We start from the raw sequence: 20,472 nt of genomic DNA, 5'->3' as shown, positions 1-20,472 counted from the left end.
CCTAGCCGACCGGCGAGGGAGGGTGCATGATGGAGGGCATGACTGACACTGGGACTCACACCGCCACACCCCGCGACTGGTGGGAAGCCGCCCGCCCCCACACCTGGCCCAACGCATTCGCCCCCGTCATCGCCGGCACCGGCGTGGCGGCCCTGACCTTGCAGGCCCACCCCGGCCGCGCCGTGCTCGCGCTTTCAGTGGCGTGGGCGCTGATCATCGGCGTGAACTACGCCAACGACTACTCCGACGGCATCCGCGGCACCGACGACGACCGCACCGGCCCGACGCGCCTAACCGGTTCCGGGCTGGCCGCGCCGGAACAGGTGAAGCTTGCGGCGTTTATCGCGTTCGGCGCCGCCGCGGTGTTCGGCGTGATCCTGTCCGCGGTGGCCGGCGCGATGTGGCTCGTGCTGGTGGGCGCGCTGTGCATCGCCGCGGCGTGGTTCTACACCGGCGGCGACAGCCCCTACGGCTACTCCGGCTTCGGCGAACTCTCGGTGTTTGTGTTCTTCGGGCTGGTCGCCGTGATGGGCACCGAATACACCCAGTCCGGAATGGTGTCGTGGGAAGGCTTCCTGTGCGCGCTGGCCATTGGCGCGATCTCCGCGTCGGTGAACCTGGCCAACAACATCCGCGACATCCCAACCGATGCGGCCGCCGGCAAGCGCACACTTGCGGTGAGGCTTGGCGACGACAACGCGCGCACCCTCTTCACCGTCCTGACCTTGTTCCCGTTCTTCATCTCAGTGGTGCTGTCGATGACCACCGTGTCTGCGCTAGCGGCTCTGGTGGCGCTGCCGCTGGCGGTGGCGAGCGTTTTGAAGGTTCGCGGCGGGGCTTCGGGCAAAGAGCTCATCCCGGTGCTGGGGCTGAACGGTAAGACCATGCTGGCCTGGGCCGTGGTCACCGCGGTGGCGTTCGCGTGGTTCGGCTGGTCGTTCTGGGGTCAGTTCGCCGGTATCGGCGAGGCCGTGCCGTACGCGCCGTTGGCGTCGCGCTAGGTGTGATGTCCAGGGACGTTGTTGAGTCGGTCGAAGGGTACGCCGCCAATCGCAGAGTGGTGTCGGTGGTGGTTGTAGAAGTGGAGCCAGCCGGGCAGCGCCAGGCGTCGTTCGGCCTCTGAACCGTAAAACCTGGCATAGGCCCAGCCGTCCCCGAGCGTGCGGTGGAATCGCTCGATCTTCCCGTTCGTCTGCGGCCGGTAGGGGCGTGTCCGCTTGTGTCGGATGCCGAGCCGAGCGCAGAAGTCCCTCCATGCGTGGGATCTGTATGCCGACCCGTTGTCGGATAGGACTCGCTCGACGGTCACGCCTCGTTCGGCGAACCAGGCCACGGCGCGTTCGAGAACTCCCACCGCTGTGCTCGCCTGCTCATCCGACCAGATTTCTGCGTATGCGACGCGGGAGTGGTCGTCGATGACTGTGTGAACGAACGCCGTCCCGGTGCGCGGCTTGTGATCTTTTCCTCGTGGTAATCCCGGAGTCGCGAGCTTGTTCCGTGCGCCTTGCTGCCGACCTACGTAACGATGTCCACCGCCGTCGGGGATGTTGCCGAACTTCGTGACATCGACATGAATCAACGATCCCGGATGAGGATGCTCATATCGCCGCAATGGCTCGCCAGTGACACGATCGATATGCGAGAGGCGGTTCACGCGGCAACGGACGAGGACCGCGTGAACAGTCGACGTCGAGAGACCAAGTCGCGCAGCGATCTGGGCTGGCCCCAGTCGAAGCCGCCAGCGCAGGTTGATGATCTTCTTCTTGACATGCTCGGGCGTCCTGCCTGGGATCCGGTGCGGCTTGCTGGAGCGATCCTGCATCCCAAACTCACCCTCTTCCCGGTAGCGGCCTGCCCATTTCCGGGCAGTGATCGGGGAGACCATGAACATCTTTGCGGCGATCGTGGCCGGATAGCCGTCTTCGACAATCAGCCGAGCTAACCGGAGACGGGCACGAGGAGTGAGAAGAGCGTTCGGATGGGTCATCAATTGGCCTCCGCCGCGGTCTTCGTAAGCGCGCGTCTGGTGAGAAGCATGATGACGAGAGCGATCGCTGTCAGCACCGAAGCGACCCAAACCGGCGCGAGCAGCCCCAGCCCGGTCGCGAGCCCGAGCGCACCAAGCACGGGCCCCGCTGCAGCTCCGATATTCAATGCTGCGGTTGCGTACGAACCGCCCATCGTTGGCGCACCCGATGCTGCATACAGCACACGCGTGATCAGAGTACTGCCGACGCCGAACGACAGGAATCCCTGAACGAGGACGAGGACGATAAGCGCAACGGGATGAGATGCGACCACTGCCAACACGATCCAGCCTGACAGCAATAGCGGTCCGCCGACTGCGAGCACGAGGCCAGGTCGTTGATCTGATAGTCGTCCTGCGATCGTGACGCCAAGGAACGATCCGATGCCGAACATCACCAGCGCGACGGACACCCACGCTTCGGCCAAGCCCGCGGTCTCGGTCACGATGGGTGCCAGGAAGGTGAATGCCGCAAAGGTCCCTCCGTTGATCAGCGCTCCGAGTGCCATGGCCAGGATGAGCCGCGGCGTCGCCAACTGGCTGAGCTCGACACGGAGCCTTGGTGAGGTCGCGCTAGTCTCGCTCCGACCAACATTGTTCGTGACGCCACGAATGACTCCAACGGCCGCGGGAATACAGAGGATGGCGATCGCCCAGAACGTCGTTCGCCAGCCCAGCGCTGTGCCGAGCAGTGCCCCGGCGGGGACGCCCACGACGGTTGCGATCGTCGTGCCGGAGAGCAGGATCGACAGTGCACGCCCCTTCTGGTTCGCTGGCACGAGGGTAGTGGCCGTGCTCAGTGCTACGGCGAGGAATCCTGCGTTTGCGAGAGCGCTGAGCACCCGGGTGATGAGCAGGAGAGAGAACACTGGTGTCATCGCTCCGATGACGTGGCTTCCCGCGAACACGAGAAGGCAAACGATCAATGTGAGCCGCGGTGGCCAACGGCGAGCGAATGCCGCCATCACTGGCGCGCCGACGACCATACCGACTGCGAATGCGGAGGTCAGCAGGCCCGCAGTGCCGACCGAGACGTCAAGTTCGGTCGCGATCGCGGGGAGCAATCCCGCGAGCATGAATTCTGAAGTGCCCATGACGAAGACCGCCAGGGCAAGCATGTAGAGGGCAAAAGGCATCGAGTACTCCGAGGTGTGAGATCAAGAAATGGTTCTTCTTGTCACCACGGCCAGCGCCCCGGGTACGCCAGACATACGCCCACACAGATCGTGGGCGTCGTAACTAGTGGTTCAAGGGGCTGGCGGTGTGACCGACAACCCCTGACCTGTCTGATTCGGGACTCGACATGCCCCAAACTCTAACATGCCTTCAATGGCAAGCGGTCTGGACAGATACTTCTTGAATCGGCACGGTGTCATTACGGGCGGGGGCCAGAACAACGTCCCTGGACATCACAGCTAGGTGTCGCGTTTTCGCAATGTGGCAAAAATTTGCCACATTGCCAAACGCGACCACCCCCAGCCCCGGCGATACACTCACGGGCATGCTTGACGTCCTCACCGGTTTCGCCATCATCTTCACCGTCATCGCGGCGGGGTGGTGGCTGGCCCACAAGGGCGTCATCGGGCCGGGCGAGCAGCGCCTGCAGCTCAACCGCATCGCGTTCCACGTAGCCACCCCGTCGCTGATTTTCTCCTCGGTGGCGGTCTCGGACACGGACGCGTTTTTCTCCCCGGTCATCCTGGTCATCGCCGTCGCCACGGTGGTGACCATGCTCATCTACTGGGCGATCAGCGCGCTCTTCTTCCGCCAGGACGCGACGGAAACGATGGCGGGTGCGGCGTCGTCGAGCTACTACAACTCCGTCAACATCGGCCTGCCCATTGCAACTTATGTGCTTGGCGACGCCACCTTCGTCGTGCCCGCCCTCGTCCTCCAAATGGCGGTGCTCTCCCCCATCGTCATCGCCGGGCTGAACCGCAGCTCCTCCGGCGTTGCCAAGTCCGTGCTGTCCGGGCTGACCGCGCCCGTGGTGGTCGCGGCGTTCGCGGGCTTCGCCGTCTCCGCGGCATCCTGGACCGTGCCAGAGCCGGTGCTGGCGCCGCTGGAGATCTTGGGCGGGGCGTCCATCCCGCTGATCCTTATGAGCTTCGGCGCCTCACTCACCGGCGAGAAGGTACTGACAAGCCACCGTGGCCCCACCCTCACCGCCACCGCGTTGAAGCTGGTGGGTATGCCGGCGGTGGCGTGGATCGTCGCAAAGCTTCTGCACCTGGGGCCGGAAGAGATGTACGCCGCGCTGATCCTCTGCGCGCTGCCCACGGCGCAGAACGTGTACAACTACGCGGCGACGTACCGCTCGGGTGAAGTGATCTGCCGCGACACCGTGTTCCTGACTACCTTCCTGGCCCTGCCGGCCATGCTGCTGATCGCCGGAGTGTTCTAGCTGTACTGACCTCAAACGTTGGTCAATCGTGAAAACCCAGTGCAACCAGCCGTCGAGCTCGCCGCGGTAGCAAAGCGGTGGAGAGGTGTGAGGATGATGTTGGCGTGTCTTAGGTCTCTCATGCCTCGGCCAGCGTCTTCTGTGGCATCTTGAGTTGACCCAGGGCTAGGAGCAGTGCTGCCGTGGCCAGTGGCACCAGGCCGGCGGTGATGAACAGAGTTCTGGAGTCGATGAAGCGGCTGAAGAGTCCGGTGAGGGCGATGGACAGAGGCATGAAGGCGATGGAAATGAAGAAGTCGAGGCTGGCGACCCTGCCGAGCATCTCCAAGGGGACGTGCTCTTGAAGCACTGTTCCCCAGATGACCATCCCGATCCCGATCAGCGCCCCGTAGAACGCGAGTCCTGCACCGATGGCCCACGGATTGCTGGTGAGCGCCGGGATGGACAAGGGCAGACATCCGAGCGCCCAGACGCCGACCATTGCGGGCAGGAAGCGTTCCGGTGTGCGCCACGACCCCGCCAGCAGGGAGCCCACCAACCCGCCCGCGCCGAGGGCAGCCAGGACGGCCCCGTAGAGGGCAGGTCCATTGTCATGCGAGGAGCGCATAAGAGCGGGTAGGAGGACTTCGAGTGGTCCGGTCACGACCAGTCCCATGACGGCCGCGAACAGGACACTGGAGCGAACCCAGCGTGTGCGGGAAACGTAGCGGAAGCCATCGAGCAGATCGGTGATCGGTGAGTCTGCCGCAGCGTCGGCATTGGCCTCCGTTTCGGCGCGGGTGGGGGTGGGAAGCCGCAGGGCCGCGAGCAGGCCAAGTCCGATTGCTGCTGCGATGAGGTACCCGCCAGCGGCGGGCATGCTTGCGCCGATGAGCGCTCCGACGACAGCGGGCGCAAGTGCCTGCCCGACCAAGGGACGGGGGGCGCCTTCGAGGCCGTTGACGGCCATGAGGTCGTCGCTATCCACCAGGACCGGCACCAGTGCCGTGTAGGCGGGGAAGAAGAAGGCGGTTGAAGCGCCACTGATGAACGCGGAGACCGCGAGCATCCAGAAGGTGACAAAGTCGAGGATTGCTGCTGTGGACATCGCGGTCGCGATGGCGAGATTCAGGGCGAGCACACCCACGATGACGGATTTGTTGGGGATCCGGTCGGCAATTACGCCAGCTGGGAGGGATCCCGCAAGCAGGCCGATGCCGCTCCAGGCCACGACACCCGACAAGGTGGCTGGCGTGGCGCCCAGGTCGAGGGTCTGCATGGTCAGGTAGAGGGCCCAGGCGCCCTGGGCGAAGATGGTCAGCACCATCGCTGCGAACAACTGGCGGTACGTGGGGATGGTCAAGGGGTGAAGCGGGTTCATGGCATGTCCTTCAAGTCAAGGTTCAGGTGGGGCCAGTCGGAAAAGTCGTGGAGCATCTGCCGGTCATGGGTGGCGACGATCACCGCGCAGGAGGCCTGTTGGAGCTCGGTGGTGATGTCGTCGACGAGGTTCGATGACAGATGATTGGTGGGTTCGTCCAGGAGCAGCAGGTCTGGGTCCTGTGCCAGACACATGGCCAGGTGGAGTCGGCGTTGCTGTCCTTGCGACAGGCGCCCCACGGGCGTGTTGGTTGCAGAGGCCTCGAGCAGCCCGAGCGAGCCGAGAGTAGGCGCCTGAGATCGGCGGCCCAGCTTTGTTAGGTACGCCTCGTAGACCTCGTGTGCGGGGCTGGAGTGATCCCAGTCGGAGACCTCTTGAGACAGCAGAGTGATGCGTGCTCTCGGGTTCACTCGCACATGTCCCGTGGTGGGGGCCAGACGCTGTGCAAGAACTGCCAACAAGGTGGACTTTCCCGCGCCGTTTGGTCCGGTGACCACCAACCGGTCACCGCCGTTCACGTCAACCGACACCGGAGTGTCCAACCGGTCCTTCACAGTAACTTCGGTGGCGTTCATGATGCTCTGCCCGGCACGAGTTGTCGAGGCGGGCCACGCTAGACGCAGTGGCGGTGCCGGCACGTCGATCTCATGACGTTTCAGGTCTTCTATACGTCGGTTGAAGGCTTGGACCACTCCAGCAGCGCGTGTGGCGCGTTGGTGCTTGCCTGTGCCCTTGTCAGGTCTCCATCCCCCCTGAGACAGGCGGGAGCGTGCCTCGGCTGCAGCGCGTGTCAGTTCATTGTGCCGGGCGACCTGGGCGGCGTGGTCCTGTTCCCACACGAGGCGTTCTCGTCGGCGGCCTTCAATCCAGCCTTGGTAGCCGCCCGAGTAGGTTCGCGGCACGCCATCTCGGGTCGGGTCGAGATCCAGGAAGGTAGTCGCCACATCACGCAGCAGAGCGCGGTCGTGACTGACCAGAGCCAGGCCACCGGGGTGATCACGCAGTCGTTCGGTTAGGAAGGACAGTCCTGCAGCGTCGAGGTGGTTCGTGGGCTCGTCCAGCAGGAGCAGGTCAGGGGTCGATCCAAGTGCGACGGCAAGCCGGACCCGGTACCGTTGCCCGACCGACAAGGTCGACAGTATGCGAGCGCGGTCGCTGCAAGCGTCAAGGCCTGCAAGTGCGATGTCCACGCGCCTTTCTGCATCCCAGGCATCCAATAGCGTGGCGGTCTCGAGCGCTGCGGAATAGGCATCGGCCGCGTCGTTTCCTGCGGCGAGTGCTGCGCTCGCCACGTCGAGTGCCTCAAGTGCAGCCCTGGAGGGAGCTGTCGCTTCGGCGATGAGATCGCCGACGGTGCGGTTGCCTTCGGTGGGCATGTCCTGCTTGACCAGGACGAGGGAACCCATCTGGGTCACTACTCCCGAGTCAGGGGTCAGGAGCCCCGCCAAGATATGGAGCAAGGTGGTCTTACCACGGCCGTTGTCGCCGACGATCGCCAGGCGTGAGCCGGCGGAGACGGTGACATCCAGCCCGTTCAGGAGGTGCCTGTCTCCCAAGGTGATGTGGATTGATTCGGCACGGATGTGTGCGACTGGCCCGCGGGGCGTTCCGTTCCACACACATGACCGCAAGGTTGGTGTGATTGGCATTTCGTACTTTCAGCTCGTCATGGAGCCGGGCAGCACTAAATGACCGCCCGGCAGATGGCCAGGACGGCAGACGAGAGATCAGAAGGGGTCCCGCCGCCGTCAGCGGGCGGAACGCAGCTTCATGGAAGCGATGCCTGAGTACATGAGGCAGAGTTTACCCAGCGTGGCGGATCTCAGCCAATTAATTGACGTCTCCGGTCAATACGTCTAGTCCGCTTGACGCACCCGAGTGCAGTGGTTCACACTTTGGCAATGAGGAAGGCACGGAAAACTGTGGCAGCCGCGCTACTGACGGTGGCAGCGGTGTTGGGCGGATGCTCGTCGACAGGCGGAGCCCCCCGCAACGAAGACGGCGGCGGCACGGCGGGCGGCGTGGACACCCCGCGGTACGTGGTGGCGATGGTCACCCACGGCGCGCCCGGCGACACCTACTGGGACCTCGTGCGCAAGGGCGCCGAGGACGCCGCGAAGAAGGACAACATCGAGCTGCGCTACTCATCCGACCCGCAGGCGCCCAACCAGGCGAACCTCGTGCGCTCCGCGGTGGACGCGGGCGTGGACGGCATCGCCGTGACCATGCCGAATGCGGAGGCGATCGGCCCAGCGGCGCGCGACGCCGTGGACCACGGCATCCCCGTGGTCGGCCTGAACGCCGGCATGACCGCGTACCAGGACTACGGGTTGACCGGCTTCTTCGGCCAGGACGAGACCGTGGCCGGCCGCGCCGCCGGCGAGCGCCTCAAGGAGGAAGGCAAGAAGAAGGTGCTGTGCGTGATCCACGAGCAGGGCAACTCCTCGCAGGAGGCGCGCTGCGCCGGTGTGCGCGACGGCCTCGGCGGCGACTCAAACGCGGTGGAGCTGCTGTACGTCAACGGCCAGGACCTCACCGCCGTGCAGTCCACCATCACCTCGAAGCTTTCCCAGGACCGCTCCTTCGACACCGTGTTTGCGCTGCAGGCGCCGGTGGCGATGCGCGCCGTGGAGTCCGTCGCCCAGTCCGGCGCGCAGGCGCAGGTGTCCACCTTCGACACCAACGCGGAGCTCGTTGGCGCCATCGCGGACGGGCGTGTGGCGTGGGCCGTGGACCAGCAGCCGTACCTGCAGGGCTACCTGGCGGTGGACTCGCTGTGGATTGCAAAACGCAACGGCGGCACCCTCGGCGGCGGGCGCCCCGTCTACACGGGCCCGAGCTTCGTGGACGCCACTAACGTGGACAAGGTCGAAGACGCCGCGAAAGCGGGCATGCGATGAGGGACGACCGCCTGAAAACCCGCACCGGGTTCGCGCGCCTGATCCGCCGCCCGGAGTTTGCCAGCCTCCTCGGCTTCATCGCTATCTTTGTCTTCTTCCTCTCCGTGGCGCCGGCGTTTCGCTCCTTTGAGGCGCTGGCCACCACGCTGTACGCCAGCTCCACCCTGGGCATCGTGGCGCTTGCGGTGGGCATGCTCATGATCGGCGGGGAGTTCGACCTCTCCTCCGGTGTCGCCGTGACCACCGCCGCGCTGGCCGCGACGATGCTGAACTACAACCTGCACCTGAACTCGTGGGTGGGCGCGTTCCTCGCGCTGGGGATCTCGCTGGCCATCGGCGCGCTCAACGGCTTTTTGGTCACGCGCACCGGCATCGATTCCTTCCTGATCACCCTGGCGGCCTTCCTCATGCTCCAAGGCTTGAACCTGGCGGTGACGAAGCTGGTCACCGGCCAGGTGGCCACCCCCACCATCGCGGACATGGAGGGCTTCCCGTCCGCCCACGCCGTGTTCGCCGGCGAGTTCCACATCGGCAACGTGCGCATCTCGGTGACCGTCCTGTGGTGGATCTTCTTCGTCGCCGTGGCATCGTTCGTGCTGTTCCGCACCAAGCTCGGCGGCTGGATCACCGCGGTCGGCGGCAACGCCGACGCCGCCCGCGCCGTCGGCGTGCCGGTGCGCCGCGTGAAGATTCTGCTGTTCATGGGCATCGGCTTCGCCGCGTGGTTCGTCGGCATGCACACCCTGTTCGCCTTCGACTCCATCCAGGCCGGCCAGGGCGTGGGCAACGAATTTCTCTACATCATCGCCGCGGTCATCGGCGGCTGCGCCATGACGGGCGGGCGCGGCACCGCCGTCGGCACCGCCATCGGCGCGCTGATCTTCGGCATGACCAACCAGGGCATCGTCTACGCCGGCTGGAACCCGGACTGGTTCAAGTTCTTCCTCGGCGCGACACTGCTGGTGGCGGTGCTCGCCAACACCTCCTTCGCTAAATACACCAAGGGGCGCTAAGTGGCTGTCATCGAACTGGAAAACATCACCAAGTCCTACGGCAGCTTCGAGGCGCTGCGCGGCGTCAACCTCGCCGTGCGCGAAGGCGAAGTCACCTGCGTGCTCGGCGACAATGGCGCCGGCAAATCCACCCTGATCAAAATCCTGTCGGGCCTGCATCAGCCCACTTCGGGCACCATGCTTATCGACGGCTCCGCCACCACCCTCACCTCCCCCCGCGACGCCATCAGCGCCGGCATCGCCACCGTCCACCAGACACTGGCGATCGTCGACGAGCTCAGCGTGTGGCGCAACTTCTTCCTCGGCCAAGAACTCACCAGCGCGCTCGGTGTGCTGCGCCAGGCCGAGATGAAGCGGATCTGCTCCGAGCAGCTCCTAGAGATGGGCATTGACATCCCCGACGTGGACGTCGAGGCCGGCAACCTCTCCGGCGGCCAACGCCAGGTCATCGCCATCGCCCGTGCCGTCTACTTCGGCGCCCGCGTGCTGATCCTTGACGAGCCCACCGCGGCGCTTGGCGTGAAGCAGTCCGGGGCGGTGCTGCGCATGGTCGCCGCCGCCCGCGATCGCGGCATCGCCGTCGTGCTAGTCACCCACAACCCCCACCACGCCTTCTTGGTGGGCGACCACTTCACCATCCTGAAGCTCGGCCACCAGGAGCTCGACGCGCCCCGTTCCGAGGTCACCCTCGAGGAGCTGACCCACCAGATGGCCGGCGGCGGCGAGCTGGAGGCGCTCAGCCATGAGCTGAGGCGGGACTAAACCTTTGGTGCGTCGATTAGCGAGCTAGCGTTCGGCGAGCTCGGACTGAATCCAGTCCTTGCGCGCCTGGCGCTGGTGCTTCAGCTCCGCGACAGCCTCATTCGCCTCAATGCGGTGGCGCTTAAACAGCAGCATCGACAGCGGGAACGCCACAATCAGCGCCAGCAGCGCCGACATAATCACCGGCACCGGCGCGCCAATGAGCACCGCGGCGAGCTGGATCACCACCGTCAGCGCGATGAACAAAAGCAGGCGGTCCAAGCCGTAGATGGCCACGGCCTTGTTCGCCCTCGATTTCGCCCCGGGGTCTACCTGCGGAGAACGTTGATCAGTCACGGTTGTTCACCCTATCCGGTGGCCAAGTATGTTTAAAACCATGGGAAGGTTGCTACTCCTCGCATTGGTCGTCCTGGCCGCCGTGCTGCTCTGGCGCGCGTTCGGCCCCGGCTCCGCCGAGCGCTACGGGTCGCTGCGCGGCGGTTCGCAGCGGCAGGTCGAGCAGAAACCCGTGATCAAGGGGCCTGACGACGACGAAGAGTTCCTCTGGAACATCGAAAAGAACCGGTTCAAGGAGCGCCGCGCGCGTGAAGAGGCCGAGCGCAAGCGCCGGGAGGAAGAAGAACGCCGCCGGCGCCGCGACGACAGCTAGATATTTGGGGCTAGGCGGCCCCTGTCCAGATTTGTTCACTAGCTCAGTGAACAAATTCGGGTTTTGGGCCCATTTCTCGGGGCGGCGAGCTTCATTCCCCCAGGTCGCTACCCGGTCGCCCGGAATTTGTTCACCCGGGACGAGCCTGAGAGTGAACAAATTTCGAAAAGGCGCCGGGTTCCTGACAGATCACGGCAGACGTTTGCGCCGACCTGGGCAGATAGGGCCACTCTGACAGATTCCGCCGCGGAGTGTCAGCGGCGGGGGGGGAACGCGGCCGGGAGGCCCCGGCGCGGCGGCCGGCGGGACCCCCCACCCCTCGGTGAACCCCACGCGCAGGCCGAGCTCGGCCGCGACGGCGATGACCTTCTCCCAGCGCACGCCGGCGCCGCCGTGCTCGATGGTGTGCAGGGTGGAGCGGGAGACCCCGGCGGCGTCGGCGACGTCTTGTTGGAGGCGGCCGGCGGAGCGGCGTCGTAAGGCGATCTGCTCGCCCAGCGCCAGCAGCACCGGGTCGTCGCTTGCGGGTTTGCCCTGCTTGTTGCGGGGTTTGTGGTGGGCGTCGCTCATCGGCCGGCCTCCTTCAGGCCCTCTTCCTCGGCGAGCACTGCGGGCAGTTTCTCGGACCAGGCGAGGGCGTCGCGGACGCCGTCGACAAGCGAGCGCTCCGCGGACCACCCCAGGACAGACTTCGCTTTGTCGGTGCGCGACGCGCTGCCGACGACGTCGCCGGGGCGGGCGGGGCCGGTGCGGACCTCGAGCGGTGTGCCGGTGGCTTCGCCGAACGCCTCGGCGAGCTCGAAGACGGTGGTGCCGTGGCCGGTGCCGAGGTTGATCACGTCGTAGCCGGAATCCCCCACCACGGAGTCGAAGCGCTGCAGCACCGCCACGTGCGCGCGGGCGAGGTCCCAGACGTGGATGTAATCGCGCAGGCCGGAGCCGTCGCGGGTGGGCCAGTCCACGCCGGTGACGGTGAACGGCTCGCCGGCGGCGTGGGCCTCGATCATTTTGCCCATGGCGTGGGTGGGGTGCGGGTTCTGCAGGCCGGTGCGTAGCGCGGGGTCGGCGCCGATCGGGTTGAAGTAGCGCAGGGCGACAACGCCGAGGCGGCCGGTGGCGGATTCGTCGCGAAGCACCCGCTCAAGCAGCCACTTCGACGCCGCGTACGGGCTCTGGGGATCCACGGCGCTGGTCTCGTCCACCATGTAGTCCTCGCCCGGCTCGTACATCGACGCCGTGGAGGACAGCACGAACCGGCGCACGCCGTGCCGCGCCAACACCTGCAGCAACGTGATGGCCTTGCCCACGTTGTTGTCGTAGTAGACCAGCGGCTGCTCCACGGACTCGGGCACGACGATTTTGGCGGCGCAGTGGATCACCGCGTCGATGTCCGGGTGCTCCGCGAACACCCGCTCCAGCAAGTCCACGTCGGCGACGTCGCCCTCGTAGCAGGCGAAGCGCTGCCCGAAGACGCGCAGGCCGGTGGAGAAATCGTCCAGAATCACCGGGGTGATCCCGGCGTCCGCGCAGCACGACGCAATAGTGGAGCCGATGTAGCCGGCCCCGCCGGTGATCAGGACCTTCACTAGTTCAGCCCCGCGTAGGAGTGCAGGCCGGCGATCACGGTGTTGACGTAAGTCATGTTAAAGATCGTCATGGCCATGGCGAATACGTTGATCCAGGCGGCGGCGGTGGACTTCCAGCCGGCCGTGGCACGCGCGTGGAGGTAGGCGGCGTAGAGGATCCAGGTGATCATGGAGACGGTTTCCTTGGCGTCCCAGCCCCAGAAACGGCCCCAGGCCACCTCGGCCCAGATGGCACCGAAGACGATGCCGATGCCGAACAGCGGCAGCGTCACCACCGCGGTTTTGTACGCGATCTGGTCCAGCGTTTTCGCGTCCGGCAGCGGGCGGAGGATCGCACCCAGGAATCCGTGTTCTTCGCCGCGCGGCTGGCGCATGCGCAGCAGGTACAGCAGGGCGAACGCGCCGGAGACCAGGCCCACGGACGCGCCGATGGACACCGTAGACACGTGCACTGGCATCCAGTAGGACTGCAGCGCGGGCACCACGGGCGCGGCCTGCATGTGGAACACCGTGGAGTTCAAGAACATCGCGATGACCATGGGGAACAGGAGCCACGGCCAGACGGTGTGCCAGTTCTTGCGCTGCACCACCACGGCGGCGACGACCATGATCACGGCGGTCATGAACAGGATGTACTCGTACAGGTTGCCCAGCGGGAACCGCCCGGCGGCGAGCCCGCGGGTGACAAACGCCACCAGGTGCAGCGCCACGCCGACCCAGACAAGCGCCTGGGTCATGCCGGCCCATTTGCGGGCGTTGGCGATCATGTCCTCGTCGGACTTTTGCTTCTCGACGACCTCCGGTCCCCCAGCGCCAACCAGCACCTTCTGCTCCGCCAGGGCCTCGCGGCGCGCCTCGATGACGCTGTTGACGCGGCCGTAGTAGATGAACGCCAGAATCAGCGCCACGATGTAGACGATGAATGCGGTGCGGAACGTCAGGTCAGACAGCTCCGCCATGGTTGTGTTGACGAGCATGCCCATAACCTACCCCACTAGCAGGCGTTATCAAAGGTCATAGGGGTTGAACTCCCCCTGCTCGCCCTCATCGTCGTCGGGGTCGAGCCCGAGGATGGCGGCGGCGATGTCGTCGAATTCACGGCCCCACCCGGCGCGGTCGGTGCGGGCGAGCCCGGCGATTTCGACGTGGGTGTGGCCCGAGGTACCCGGGCGAATTCTTACCCACACGCGGCGGCGCTTGATGGCCAACGAGCCGGCGAGCGCACCGAGCATGATCGCGGTGGAGACCAGCGCCCACACCTGCATCGGGTCGCGGGAGATCTGGTAGTTGGCGTACTCGGCGGCGCCGTCGAAGCGCACCTTCACCTCGCCGTCGCCGGTGTCCACGGTGGCCTCGGAGCCGGGGGTGAGCTGGACGCGGGAGACCTTTTCCAGGCGCCCGTCGGCCACCAGGGACTGGTCCAGCACGAAGATGTTTTGCGGCCGGCCGGTGTCCAGGCCTGCGTCGCCGACGTAGACGTCCACGGACACTGCCGGGTCGTCCATGGAGGGGAACGCGGACTGCAGCTGGTCGCCGTTCGGCCCGGCCCAGCGGGCGGTGGGCGCGAAGTTGCCCTCGATGGCGATCTGGTGCTGGCGGCGCTCCGCCAGGTCCGGGTACATGCCGGCGGGCGGGTCGAAGCGCATCACGCCGGAGGACAGGAACGTGAACACGTCAGTGGGCCGAAACTGCATCATCTGCGTGCGGGTCTCCCCGTTCGGCCACGTGATGGTTACTTGCGGGGCGAAGCCGTGGCCCTGCAGGTAGACACGGTCGCCGCTCACGCGCAGCGGGTGGTTCACCGCCAGGCTCGTGGGCGTCCACTCCTCCTGCGGGACCGACAGGTCGTCGGTGTAGGTGATGTCGGAGGAGAACTCGTTGGCCTGCCCGTTATTCAGGTAGGTGGCCGAGAAGTTCTGGGATTCGAAGCAAAACGGGGTCAGGCCGGTGCCGTCGAAAAGCGGGCCTGCCCGGAAGACGTCGAAGTTGGCGGGCGAAGTGTTGCAGAACACCCGCGATTGCTCCACCGGCACCGCGGATTCGGCCTCGGAGTTGGTGACCACGATGACCTGGCCTTCGTAGAAGACCATGCGGCCGGCCACGAAGGTGAGGATCATGGCGACGATGCCGATGTGGAAAATCAGGTTCATCAGCTCGCGGGTGTAGCCGCGCTCCGCGGAGATCGAGAACGCCCCGGCGCGGTCCTCGTCCGGTTTGTAGGACGCCACGTGCCAGCGTTTCAGCTGCTTGCGCAACTGCTTCTCGACGTCCTCCGGCGCCCCCGCAACCTCCCCCTCCACGTGGTGCGGCATGCGCCCCAAGTACTTGGGCGCGCGCGTCGGCTTGGCCTTGTAGGCGCGCCAGTGGTCGATGGAGCGCGGGATGATGCAGCCGACCAGGGAGATGGTCAGCAGCAGGATGATGGCGAGGAACCACGTAGACTGGAAGACGTCGAAAAGCTGCAGCTTGTCGTAGATGGGGCCGGTGGTGGGGTTGGCCTTGAGGTAGTCGTCCACCAGCGAGGACGACACGGTGCGCTGCGGCAGAAGCGCGCCTGGGATGGACGCCACGGCCAGCACGAACAGCAGCATCAGCGCGGTGCGCATGCTGGTGAGCCAGTGCCACGCCTTTTTCAGCCAGGTCTGTGCCGTCTTCATTTAGATGATCGTCCCTCCGAATCCGTCGACGAGTTGGCGCGACCAACCGATAAACACGTCCCAGGCGCCGGTGAGCAGCATGATGCCGACAACGATCATGGCGACGCCGCCAGCGATCTGGATGCCGCGGGAGTGGCGGCGCAGCACGTCGATGCTGCGCACGGCCTTTGACGAGCCGAACGCGACAAGCAGAAACGGCAAGCCCAGCCCGATGCAGTACGCGATGACGAGCAGCACGCCGCGCGCCGCGGTGAAGCCCTGGGTGCCCACTGACACCGAGACGATGGCGGTCAGTGTGGGACCCAGGCACGGTGTCCAGCCGAGTGCAAAGATCCCGCCGAGCAGGGGCGCACCGATGATGGTGGTCCACTTTTTCGGCTGGAAGCGGGTGTCTTTTTGCAGCGCGGGCACAGCCCCCATGAACACCAGGCCCATGAGGATGGTGACCACCCCGCCGATGCGGGTGAGCGTTTGCGCGTTGAGCGCGATGGCGCTGACCGCGCCGAACACCGTGACGGTGGCAAGCAGAAACACCACGGTGAACCCGGCGATGAACAGCAGGGCAGCACCGGCGACCGCCCAGTGCTTGCGGGACACGCGCGCGCCCTTTTCATCCAGCGTCATCTCGCCGCCGACCACGCCGGTCAGATACGAGATGTAGCCCGGCACCAGCGGGATCACGCACGGCGAGGCGAACGAGACTAACCCGGCAACCGCGGCGGCGAGCAGGCCGAGCAGCAGCGGGCCATCGGCGACAAAATCGGCGAAGCCCACCTAGGCCTCCCCGTCGAGGCGGTCGATGACCTCGAGCAGATCGTCCGCGGTGATCTCACGGAGGAACACCGCCGCCGGGCGGTGCTGCTTGTCCAGCACGATCGTCGTCGGGATCACCGAGGACGGCACGCCGCCCAAGTTGGCGGCGGTCTTAAACGGCGGGTCGTAGATGGACGGGTAGGTCACCCCGTTATCCGCCAGGAAATCCCGCGCGATCTGCGGGTTCGGGTCGCGTACGTTGATGCCCAGCACCGTGCCGGAGTTCTGCTCCTGCAAATGCTCGTGCACCTGCTGCAAGTCGTCCACTTCCGCGCGGCACGGCGCGCACCACTGGCCCCACGCGTTGAGCACAACGATCTCGCCCTCGAAATCACTCAGGGCGATGGTCTGGCCTTCGTCGAGAAGCGACTCGCCCTCGAAGCCGGCCAGGGGCTTGCGGTCCGCCTCCTCGTAGAAGATTTCAGTCTGCCCGCCCGGCGAGTGGAACGCGAAGTTGCCGCCGTTGTCCGCGCCGGAGCAGGCTGTCAGCAAAAGCGCGGCCGCACAAAGCGGCGCGGCGAAAAGCTTGCGCATAGTACCTCTCAAATGTGCTGGGCAGGAGTGCTGTAGGCCCAGTCAACAACACTGCCGCCGTCAAACACAAGTGAGGTCACACTCGCCAGGTCGCAGTTGCGGCTCGCGTGCGCCAGGCGCTTGCCCTGCACGTGGCGCTGCACGGTGACAATCGGCAGCTGGTGGCTGACCATCACGGCCTCGTGGCCTTCGGCCTTGTCGCGGGCATCCTCGACGGCGGACCACATGCGCTCGAAGATCTCCTGGTAGGGCTCGCCCCAGCTCGGCTCGAACGGGTTGGTCATGTGCCGCCAGCGGATCGGGTTGATCAGCTGCGAGCGCCACCCCTTCGTGCGCAGGCCTTCAAAGGTGTTGCCGGCCTCCAGGATGTCCTCGCGGGTGTCCACCTCGCAGCCGGTGACCTCCGCGATCGGGCGGGCTGTTTCCTGCGCGCGCTCAAGCGGGCTCGCCGCAAGGTAGACCACATCGCGGCCGCGGAAAAACTTTGAGGTGGCCACGGCCATGGAGTTGCCGCGGGAAGACAGGTGGTAGCCCGGCATGCGCCCGTAGAGGATCTTCTTCGGGTTGTACACCTCGCCGTGGCGCACCAGGTGCACCGTCGTCCTGGTCATTTAGGCCTCCGCGGGTTTCGCCGCCGCGGCGGCCTTCGCGGCGGAGCGCAGCGCGTCCTCGATGCGGCCGAAGTCCTCGTCCGTCAGAGCGGTGGAGACGAACCAGGTCTCAAACGCGCTCGGCGGCGCGTACACGCCAGCGTCCAGCAGGGCGTGGAAGAACGGGGCGTAGCGGAACGTGTCGGCGGCCTGCATGTCGGCGAAGTTGTGGCCCTCGCCCTCCCCGAACCGGACGGAGAGCATGGTCGCCGCGCGTTGGATGTGGTGGGTGACGCCTTCGGCCGTGAGGGCGTCGTGAAGCAAACGCTCCAGCAGATCCGCGTTCTTGTTCAGCGTCGGGTAGATGTCCTCGCTGGCCAGCTCGAGCGAGGCCAGGCCGGACGCCATCGCCACCGGGTTACCGGACAGGGTGCCCGCCTGGTAGACGGGGCCGTTCGGCGCGAGGTGCTCCATGATGTCGCGGCGGCCGCCGAACGCCGCGGCGGGCAGGCCGCCTGAGACGACCTTGCCAAAGGTGGTCAGGTCGCCCGCAACGTTGTCAACGCCGTACCAGCCGGCGTAGGAGGTGCGGAAACCGGTCATGACCTCGTCGAGGATCAGCAGCGCGCCGTTGAGATGCGCGAGCTCCTTGAGCTTGGCGTTGAAGTCGTTCTGCGGGGCGACGGTGCCCATGTTGCCCGCGGCCGCCTCGGCGATGACCGCGGCGATCTCGCCCTCGTTCTCGCGGAACGCGCGCTCCACCGCCTCGATGTCGTTGTACGGCACCACGATGGTGTCCTTCGCCTGCGCGCCAGTGACACCCGGGGAATCCGGCAGGGAGAACGTGGCGATGCCGGAGCCCGCAGACGCCAGCAGCGCGTCCACGTGGCCGTGGTAGCAGCCTTCGAACTTGAGGATCTTCGGCCGGCCCGTGAACCCGCGCGCCAGGCGGACGGCGGACATGGTGGCCTCCGTGCCGGAGTTGACCATGCGCACCTCCTCCACCGACGTGCGCTTCACAATGTGCTCCGCGATCTCGATCTCCGCCTCCGTGGGCGCGCCGAAGCTCAGGCCGTTGCGCAGGGCCTTCTCCACGGCCTCGACGATCTTCGGGTGGGCGTTGCCGTGCACCATCGGGCCCCAGGAGCACACCAGGTCCACGTACGAGTTGCCGTCCACGTCCACAAGCTTCGAGCCGTGCGCGCTCTGGATGAAGCGGGTTTGCCCGCCCACCGAGCCGAAGCCGCGCACCGGCGAGTTCACGCCGCCCGGGGTGGTTTTCTGCGCCCGCTCGAACAGTTCGTGCGAGCGCTGGGTGTTAGCTGAAGTCGGCTTTTCCGCAGTCATGGTTGTCTATCCTAGGCCATATGAAAATCGCGTTTTTAGGCCTCGGCCGCATGGGCACGGAGCTCGCGCTCAAGCTTGTCGACGACCACGAACTGACCGTATGGAACCGCACCGCCGAGAAGACCGAGCCGTTGGTCTCGCGCGGGGCTCAGGCTGCGTCTTCCCCCGCGGAAGCCGTCGAGGGCGCCGAGCTGGTGATCACCTGCCTGTTCGGCCCCGACATCGTGCGTGAGGTGGTGATCGAGCCAGGTTTGATCCCCGAGGGCGTGACCTGGGCCGACGCCACCACCATCTCGCCCGCGGACGCCGCCGCCTTCGCCGACGCCGTGCCCGGCTACGTGCACACCCCGGTCGTCGGCTCGCTCCCGCCCGCGCGCGCCGGCAAGCTCGGCGTGTACGTCGGGGGCGCCGATGCCTCTCGACGCTCTAAAGTCGCCGACGTCGTTGCCCCCTGGGCCGCCGCCAACCCTGAGCGGCTGAAGGAGGTGGACACCGCCGCCGGCGCCGCCGTGGGCAAACTGCTTGCCAACCTCGCCCTGGCCGTCACCATCGAAGGGTTCAAGGAAGCGCTGGTGTTGGGCGAATCCCAGGGGTTGTCGGAAGAGCAGGTGGTGGACATGCTCGACTCCACCGGCCTGGAGTTCATTGTGAACATGAAGTCGCCGTTCCTGCTTGGCGAGCGCTCTACCTCGCCCGGCGACTTCACCGCCGACGCCATCGCCAAGGACGCCCGCCTGATGCTCGCGTCCGCTGACCAGGACCTGCCCGCCGTCTCCGCCGCCCTGGCGTCGTTGGAGGCGCAGCAGGACGCCGGCCACGGCGACGAGGACTTCTCCACCGTCGTGGTCAACCGTTAGCCGCGCCCTGGTGCCCGGCACTTCGCGGCGGAATCTGTCAGGCTGCCCCCATCGCCCCAGGTCGGCGCAGACGCCCGGCGGAATCTGTCAGGCCCCCTTCGGTCCGGCGACGCGAAAGTCGAGTCCGGGAGGTCGAGTCCGGGCCTAAAACAGGGCGAACTCGACCTCCGCCGCTCGACTTTCGGCGCCGCCCGGCCGCCCTACCTCCCGGCCTCGATCTCGTTGCCCACGACCTCGGCTTCGGGCTTTTTCTTCCCCTGGTTGCGGAAGATGCCGTAGAACACCACCACCAGCAGCGCGATGGCGATCCAGTTGGCCACCTTGGCGTACTGCTCCAGCACCATCACGACCGGCTCACCGATCCACCAGCCCAGGCCCAGGTAGAGGAAGGACCAGATGGTTTTGGAAATGAAGTCCAGGACCATGAACTTCCACAGCGGCATCCCGGTCATGCCCATGAGCACGAACACCACGAACGCGATCGGCAGCGGGATGGGCACGTAGGCGAGGAAGATGCCCAGCCAGCCCAGCTTGATGGCCCACTTCTCCACGCGCTCGATGTTTTTCGCGGCGCGCGGCGAGTTCGCGGCCTGCACGTCGAGGATCCCGCGGCCCCAGAGTTTGCCGGCCCACCAGTAGATCCAGTCGAACTTGATGTTCACGATCGAGCCGATGAGCAGGAACAGCAGCCAGTGCGGCGCCTCCCCCACCGCGGCGAGCGCACCGGTGGACGCGGCGCCGACGCGTGAGCCTGTCAGCGCCAGCATGATCGGCGGGTCCAGGCCCAAAAGCCACGCCCGCAGCGGGATCATGGCCAGGCCGAAGATGCCGACGAAGCCGAACCAGCCCAGGCACCAGTAGTCGGCTTTGGTGGGTTTGCCGTTCCAAGGCAGGCCGTCTTCTTCCCACCATTCCTTCTCGGCAGGCTCAGCAGGCTCGGCAGCCCTCTCGCGTGGATCCGCGTGTTCTTCCAT

21 protein-coding genes and 1 pseudogene are annotated in these 20,472 nt (G+C 66.1%); 7 read left to right on the top strand and 15 right to left on the bottom strand.

Features of this window, described 5'->3' with window-relative positions; genetic code table 11:
- The first annotated feature begins 29 nt into the window (after positions 1–29).
- Positions 30–1,001 carry a 1,4-dihydroxy-2-naphthoate polyprenyltransferase gene (locus tag H0193_RS09590; protein ID WP_181890042.1) on the top strand — a complete coding sequence of 324 codons (972 nt, stop codon included), beginning with the start codon at positions 30–32 and terminating at the stop codon, positions 999–1,001.
- Here H0193_RS09590 and H0193_RS09585 read toward each other — a convergent pair.
- From H0193_RS09585 to H0193_RS12595, 3 genes are read right to left on the bottom strand one after another with little or no spacing between them, the layout of a single operon-like run.
- Complete coding sequence (locus tag H0193_RS09585; protein ID WP_011113072.1) at positions 998–1,987, bottom strand: IS481-like element IS5564 family transposase; 990 nt, start codon at positions 1,985–1,987, stop codon at positions 998–1,000. The two genes, H0193_RS09590 and H0193_RS09585, sit on opposite strands and share 4 nt — an antisense overlap.
- A complete protein-coding gene (gene cmx, locus H0193_RS09580; protein WP_181889729.1) occupies positions 1,987–3,162 on the bottom strand; it encodes a chloramphenicol efflux MFS transporter Cmx in 1,176 nt (391 codons plus the stop codon). Before cmx ends, H0193_RS09585 begins: the two co-directional genes overlap by 1 nt.
- 21 nt (positions 3,163–3,183) lie before the next feature.
- Positions 3,184–3,237 carry a chloramphenicol resistance leader peptide gene (locus tag H0193_RS12595; protein ID WP_011113070.1) on the bottom strand — a complete coding sequence of 18 codons (54 nt, stop codon included), beginning with the start codon at positions 3,235–3,237 and terminating at the stop codon, positions 3,184–3,186.
- Positions 3,238–3,527: 290 nt separating this feature from the next.
- On the opposite strand from H0193_RS12595, the gene H0193_RS09570 reads away from it, so the two are divergent.
- Positions 3,528–4,430, top strand: a complete 903-nt coding sequence (locus H0193_RS09570; RefSeq protein WP_181889728.1) for an AEC family transporter — start codon at positions 3,528–3,530, stop codon at positions 4,428–4,430.
- Positions 4,431–4,548: 118 nt separating this feature from the next.
- Here the strand turns inward: H0193_RS09570 and H0193_RS09565 are convergent, their stop codons facing one another.
- Together H0193_RS09565 and H0193_RS09560 are read right to left on the bottom strand one after the other, a co-directional pair.
- On the bottom strand, positions 4,549–5,790 hold the full coding sequence (locus H0193_RS09565) for an MFS transporter (RefSeq protein WP_181889727.1): 1,242 nt from the start codon (positions 5,788–5,790) through the stop codon (positions 4,549–4,551).
- The gene (locus H0193_RS09560; protein WP_070475266.1) at positions 5,787–7,439 is read right to left on the bottom strand and encodes an ABC-F family ATP-binding cassette domain-containing protein; all 1,653 of its coding nucleotides are present in this window, start codon (positions 7,437–7,439) and stop codon (positions 5,787–5,789) included. Before H0193_RS09560 ends, H0193_RS09565 begins: the two co-directional genes overlap by 4 nt.
- 252 nt (positions 7,440–7,691) lie before the next feature.
- Between H0193_RS09560 and H0193_RS09555 the strand changes: the two genes are divergently transcribed.
- The 3 genes from H0193_RS09555 to H0193_RS09545 are packed head-to-tail and all read left to right on the top strand — an operon-like array spanning position 7,692 to position 10,465.
- On the top strand, positions 7,692–8,690 hold the full coding sequence (locus tag H0193_RS09555) for a substrate-binding domain-containing protein (protein WP_181889726.1): 999 nt from the start codon (positions 7,692–7,694) through the stop codon (positions 8,688–8,690).
- On the top strand, positions 8,687–9,703 hold the full coding sequence (locus H0193_RS09550; RefSeq protein WP_085956873.1) for an ABC transporter permease: 1,017 nt from the start codon (positions 8,687–8,689) through the stop codon (positions 9,701–9,703). Before H0193_RS09555 ends, H0193_RS09550 begins: the two co-directional genes overlap by 4 nt.
- Positions 9,704–10,465 carry an ATP-binding cassette domain-containing protein gene (locus tag H0193_RS09545; protein WP_181889725.1) on the top strand — a complete coding sequence of 254 codons (762 nt, stop codon included), beginning with the start codon at positions 9,704–9,706 and terminating at the stop codon, positions 10,463–10,465.
- 24 nt (positions 10,466–10,489) lie between these two features.
- On the opposite strand, the gene H0193_RS09540 is transcribed toward H0193_RS09545, so the two are convergent.
- Entirely contained in the window at positions 10,490–10,801 is a 312-nt protein-coding gene (locus tag H0193_RS09540; RefSeq protein WP_083290284.1) for a DUF4229 domain-containing protein, read from the bottom strand.
- A 40-nt stretch (positions 10,802–10,841) separates the two neighbouring features.
- Here H0193_RS09540 and H0193_RS09535 point away from each other — a divergent pair, with 40 nt between their 5' ends.
- A complete protein-coding gene (locus H0193_RS09535; protein ID WP_181889724.1) occupies positions 10,842–11,114 on the top strand; it encodes a hypothetical protein in 273 nt (90 codons plus the stop codon).
- Positions 11,115–11,438: 324 nt separating this feature from the next.
- Here H0193_RS09535 and H0193_RS12390 read toward each other — a convergent pair.
- From H0193_RS12390 to hemL, 8 genes and pseudogenes are all read right to left on the bottom strand, one after another.
- Positions 11,439–11,684: pseudogene (locus H0193_RS12390) on the bottom strand (helix-turn-helix domain-containing protein); the annotation flags it as partial.
- Positions 11,681–12,700, bottom strand: coding sequence for a UDP-glucose 4-epimerase GalE (galE, locus tag H0193_RS09525; RefSeq protein ID WP_181889722.1), 1,020 nt, complete (start codon positions 12,698–12,700; stop codon positions 11,681–11,683). The gene galE and the pseudogene H0193_RS12390, both read right to left, overlap by 4 nt.
- A complete protein-coding gene (ccsB, locus tag H0193_RS09520; RefSeq protein WP_181889721.1) occupies positions 12,700–13,677 on the bottom strand; it encodes a c-type cytochrome biogenesis protein CcsB in 978 nt (325 codons plus the stop codon). Before ccsB ends, galE begins: the two co-directional genes overlap by 1 nt.
- Positions 13,678–13,707: 30 nt before the next feature.
- On the bottom strand, positions 13,708–15,357 hold the full coding sequence (gene resB / locus H0193_RS09515; protein ID WP_181889720.1) for a cytochrome c biogenesis protein ResB: 1,650 nt from the start codon (positions 15,355–15,357) through the stop codon (positions 13,708–13,710).
- On the bottom strand, positions 15,358–16,131 hold the full coding sequence (locus H0193_RS09510; protein WP_181889719.1) for a cytochrome c biogenesis protein CcdA: 774 nt from the start codon (positions 16,129–16,131) through the stop codon (positions 15,358–15,360).
- A complete protein-coding gene (locus tag H0193_RS09505) occupies positions 16,132–16,704 on the bottom strand; it encodes a TlpA family protein disulfide reductase (RefSeq protein WP_070475275.1) in 573 nt (190 codons plus the stop codon).
- An 8-nt stretch (positions 16,705–16,712) separates the two neighbouring features.
- A complete protein-coding gene (locus tag H0193_RS09500) occupies positions 16,713–17,315 on the bottom strand; it encodes a histidine phosphatase family protein (RefSeq protein ID WP_181889718.1) in 603 nt (200 codons plus the stop codon).
- Positions 17,316–18,641 (bottom strand): glutamate-1-semialdehyde 2,1-aminomutase, encoded by a 1,326-nt coding sequence (hemL, locus tag H0193_RS09495; protein WP_181889717.1) that lies wholly within the window; start codon positions 18,639–18,641, stop codon positions 17,316–17,318.
- A gap of 20 nt (positions 18,642–18,661) precedes the next feature.
- Here hemL and H0193_RS09490 point away from each other — a divergent pair, with 20 nt between their 5' ends.
- Complete coding sequence (locus tag H0193_RS09490) at positions 18,662–19,498, top strand: NAD(P)-dependent oxidoreductase (protein ID WP_181889716.1); 837 nt, start codon at positions 18,662–18,664, stop codon at positions 19,496–19,498.
- Positions 19,499–19,698: 200 nt separating this feature from the next.
- On the opposite strand, the gene H0193_RS09485 is transcribed toward H0193_RS09490, so the two are convergent.
- Positions 19,699–20,472 (bottom strand): DedA family protein, encoded by a 774-nt coding sequence (locus H0193_RS09485; protein WP_181889715.1) that lies wholly within the window; start codon positions 20,470–20,472, stop codon positions 19,699–19,701.

Source organism: Corynebacterium haematomassiliense (assembly GCF_013978595.1).
GTDB classification, from domain to species: domain Bacteria; phylum Actinomycetota; class Actinomycetes; order Mycobacteriales; family Mycobacteriaceae; genus Corynebacterium; species Corynebacterium lehmanniae.
This window is presented reverse-complemented; position numbering and strand designations above follow the sequence as displayed.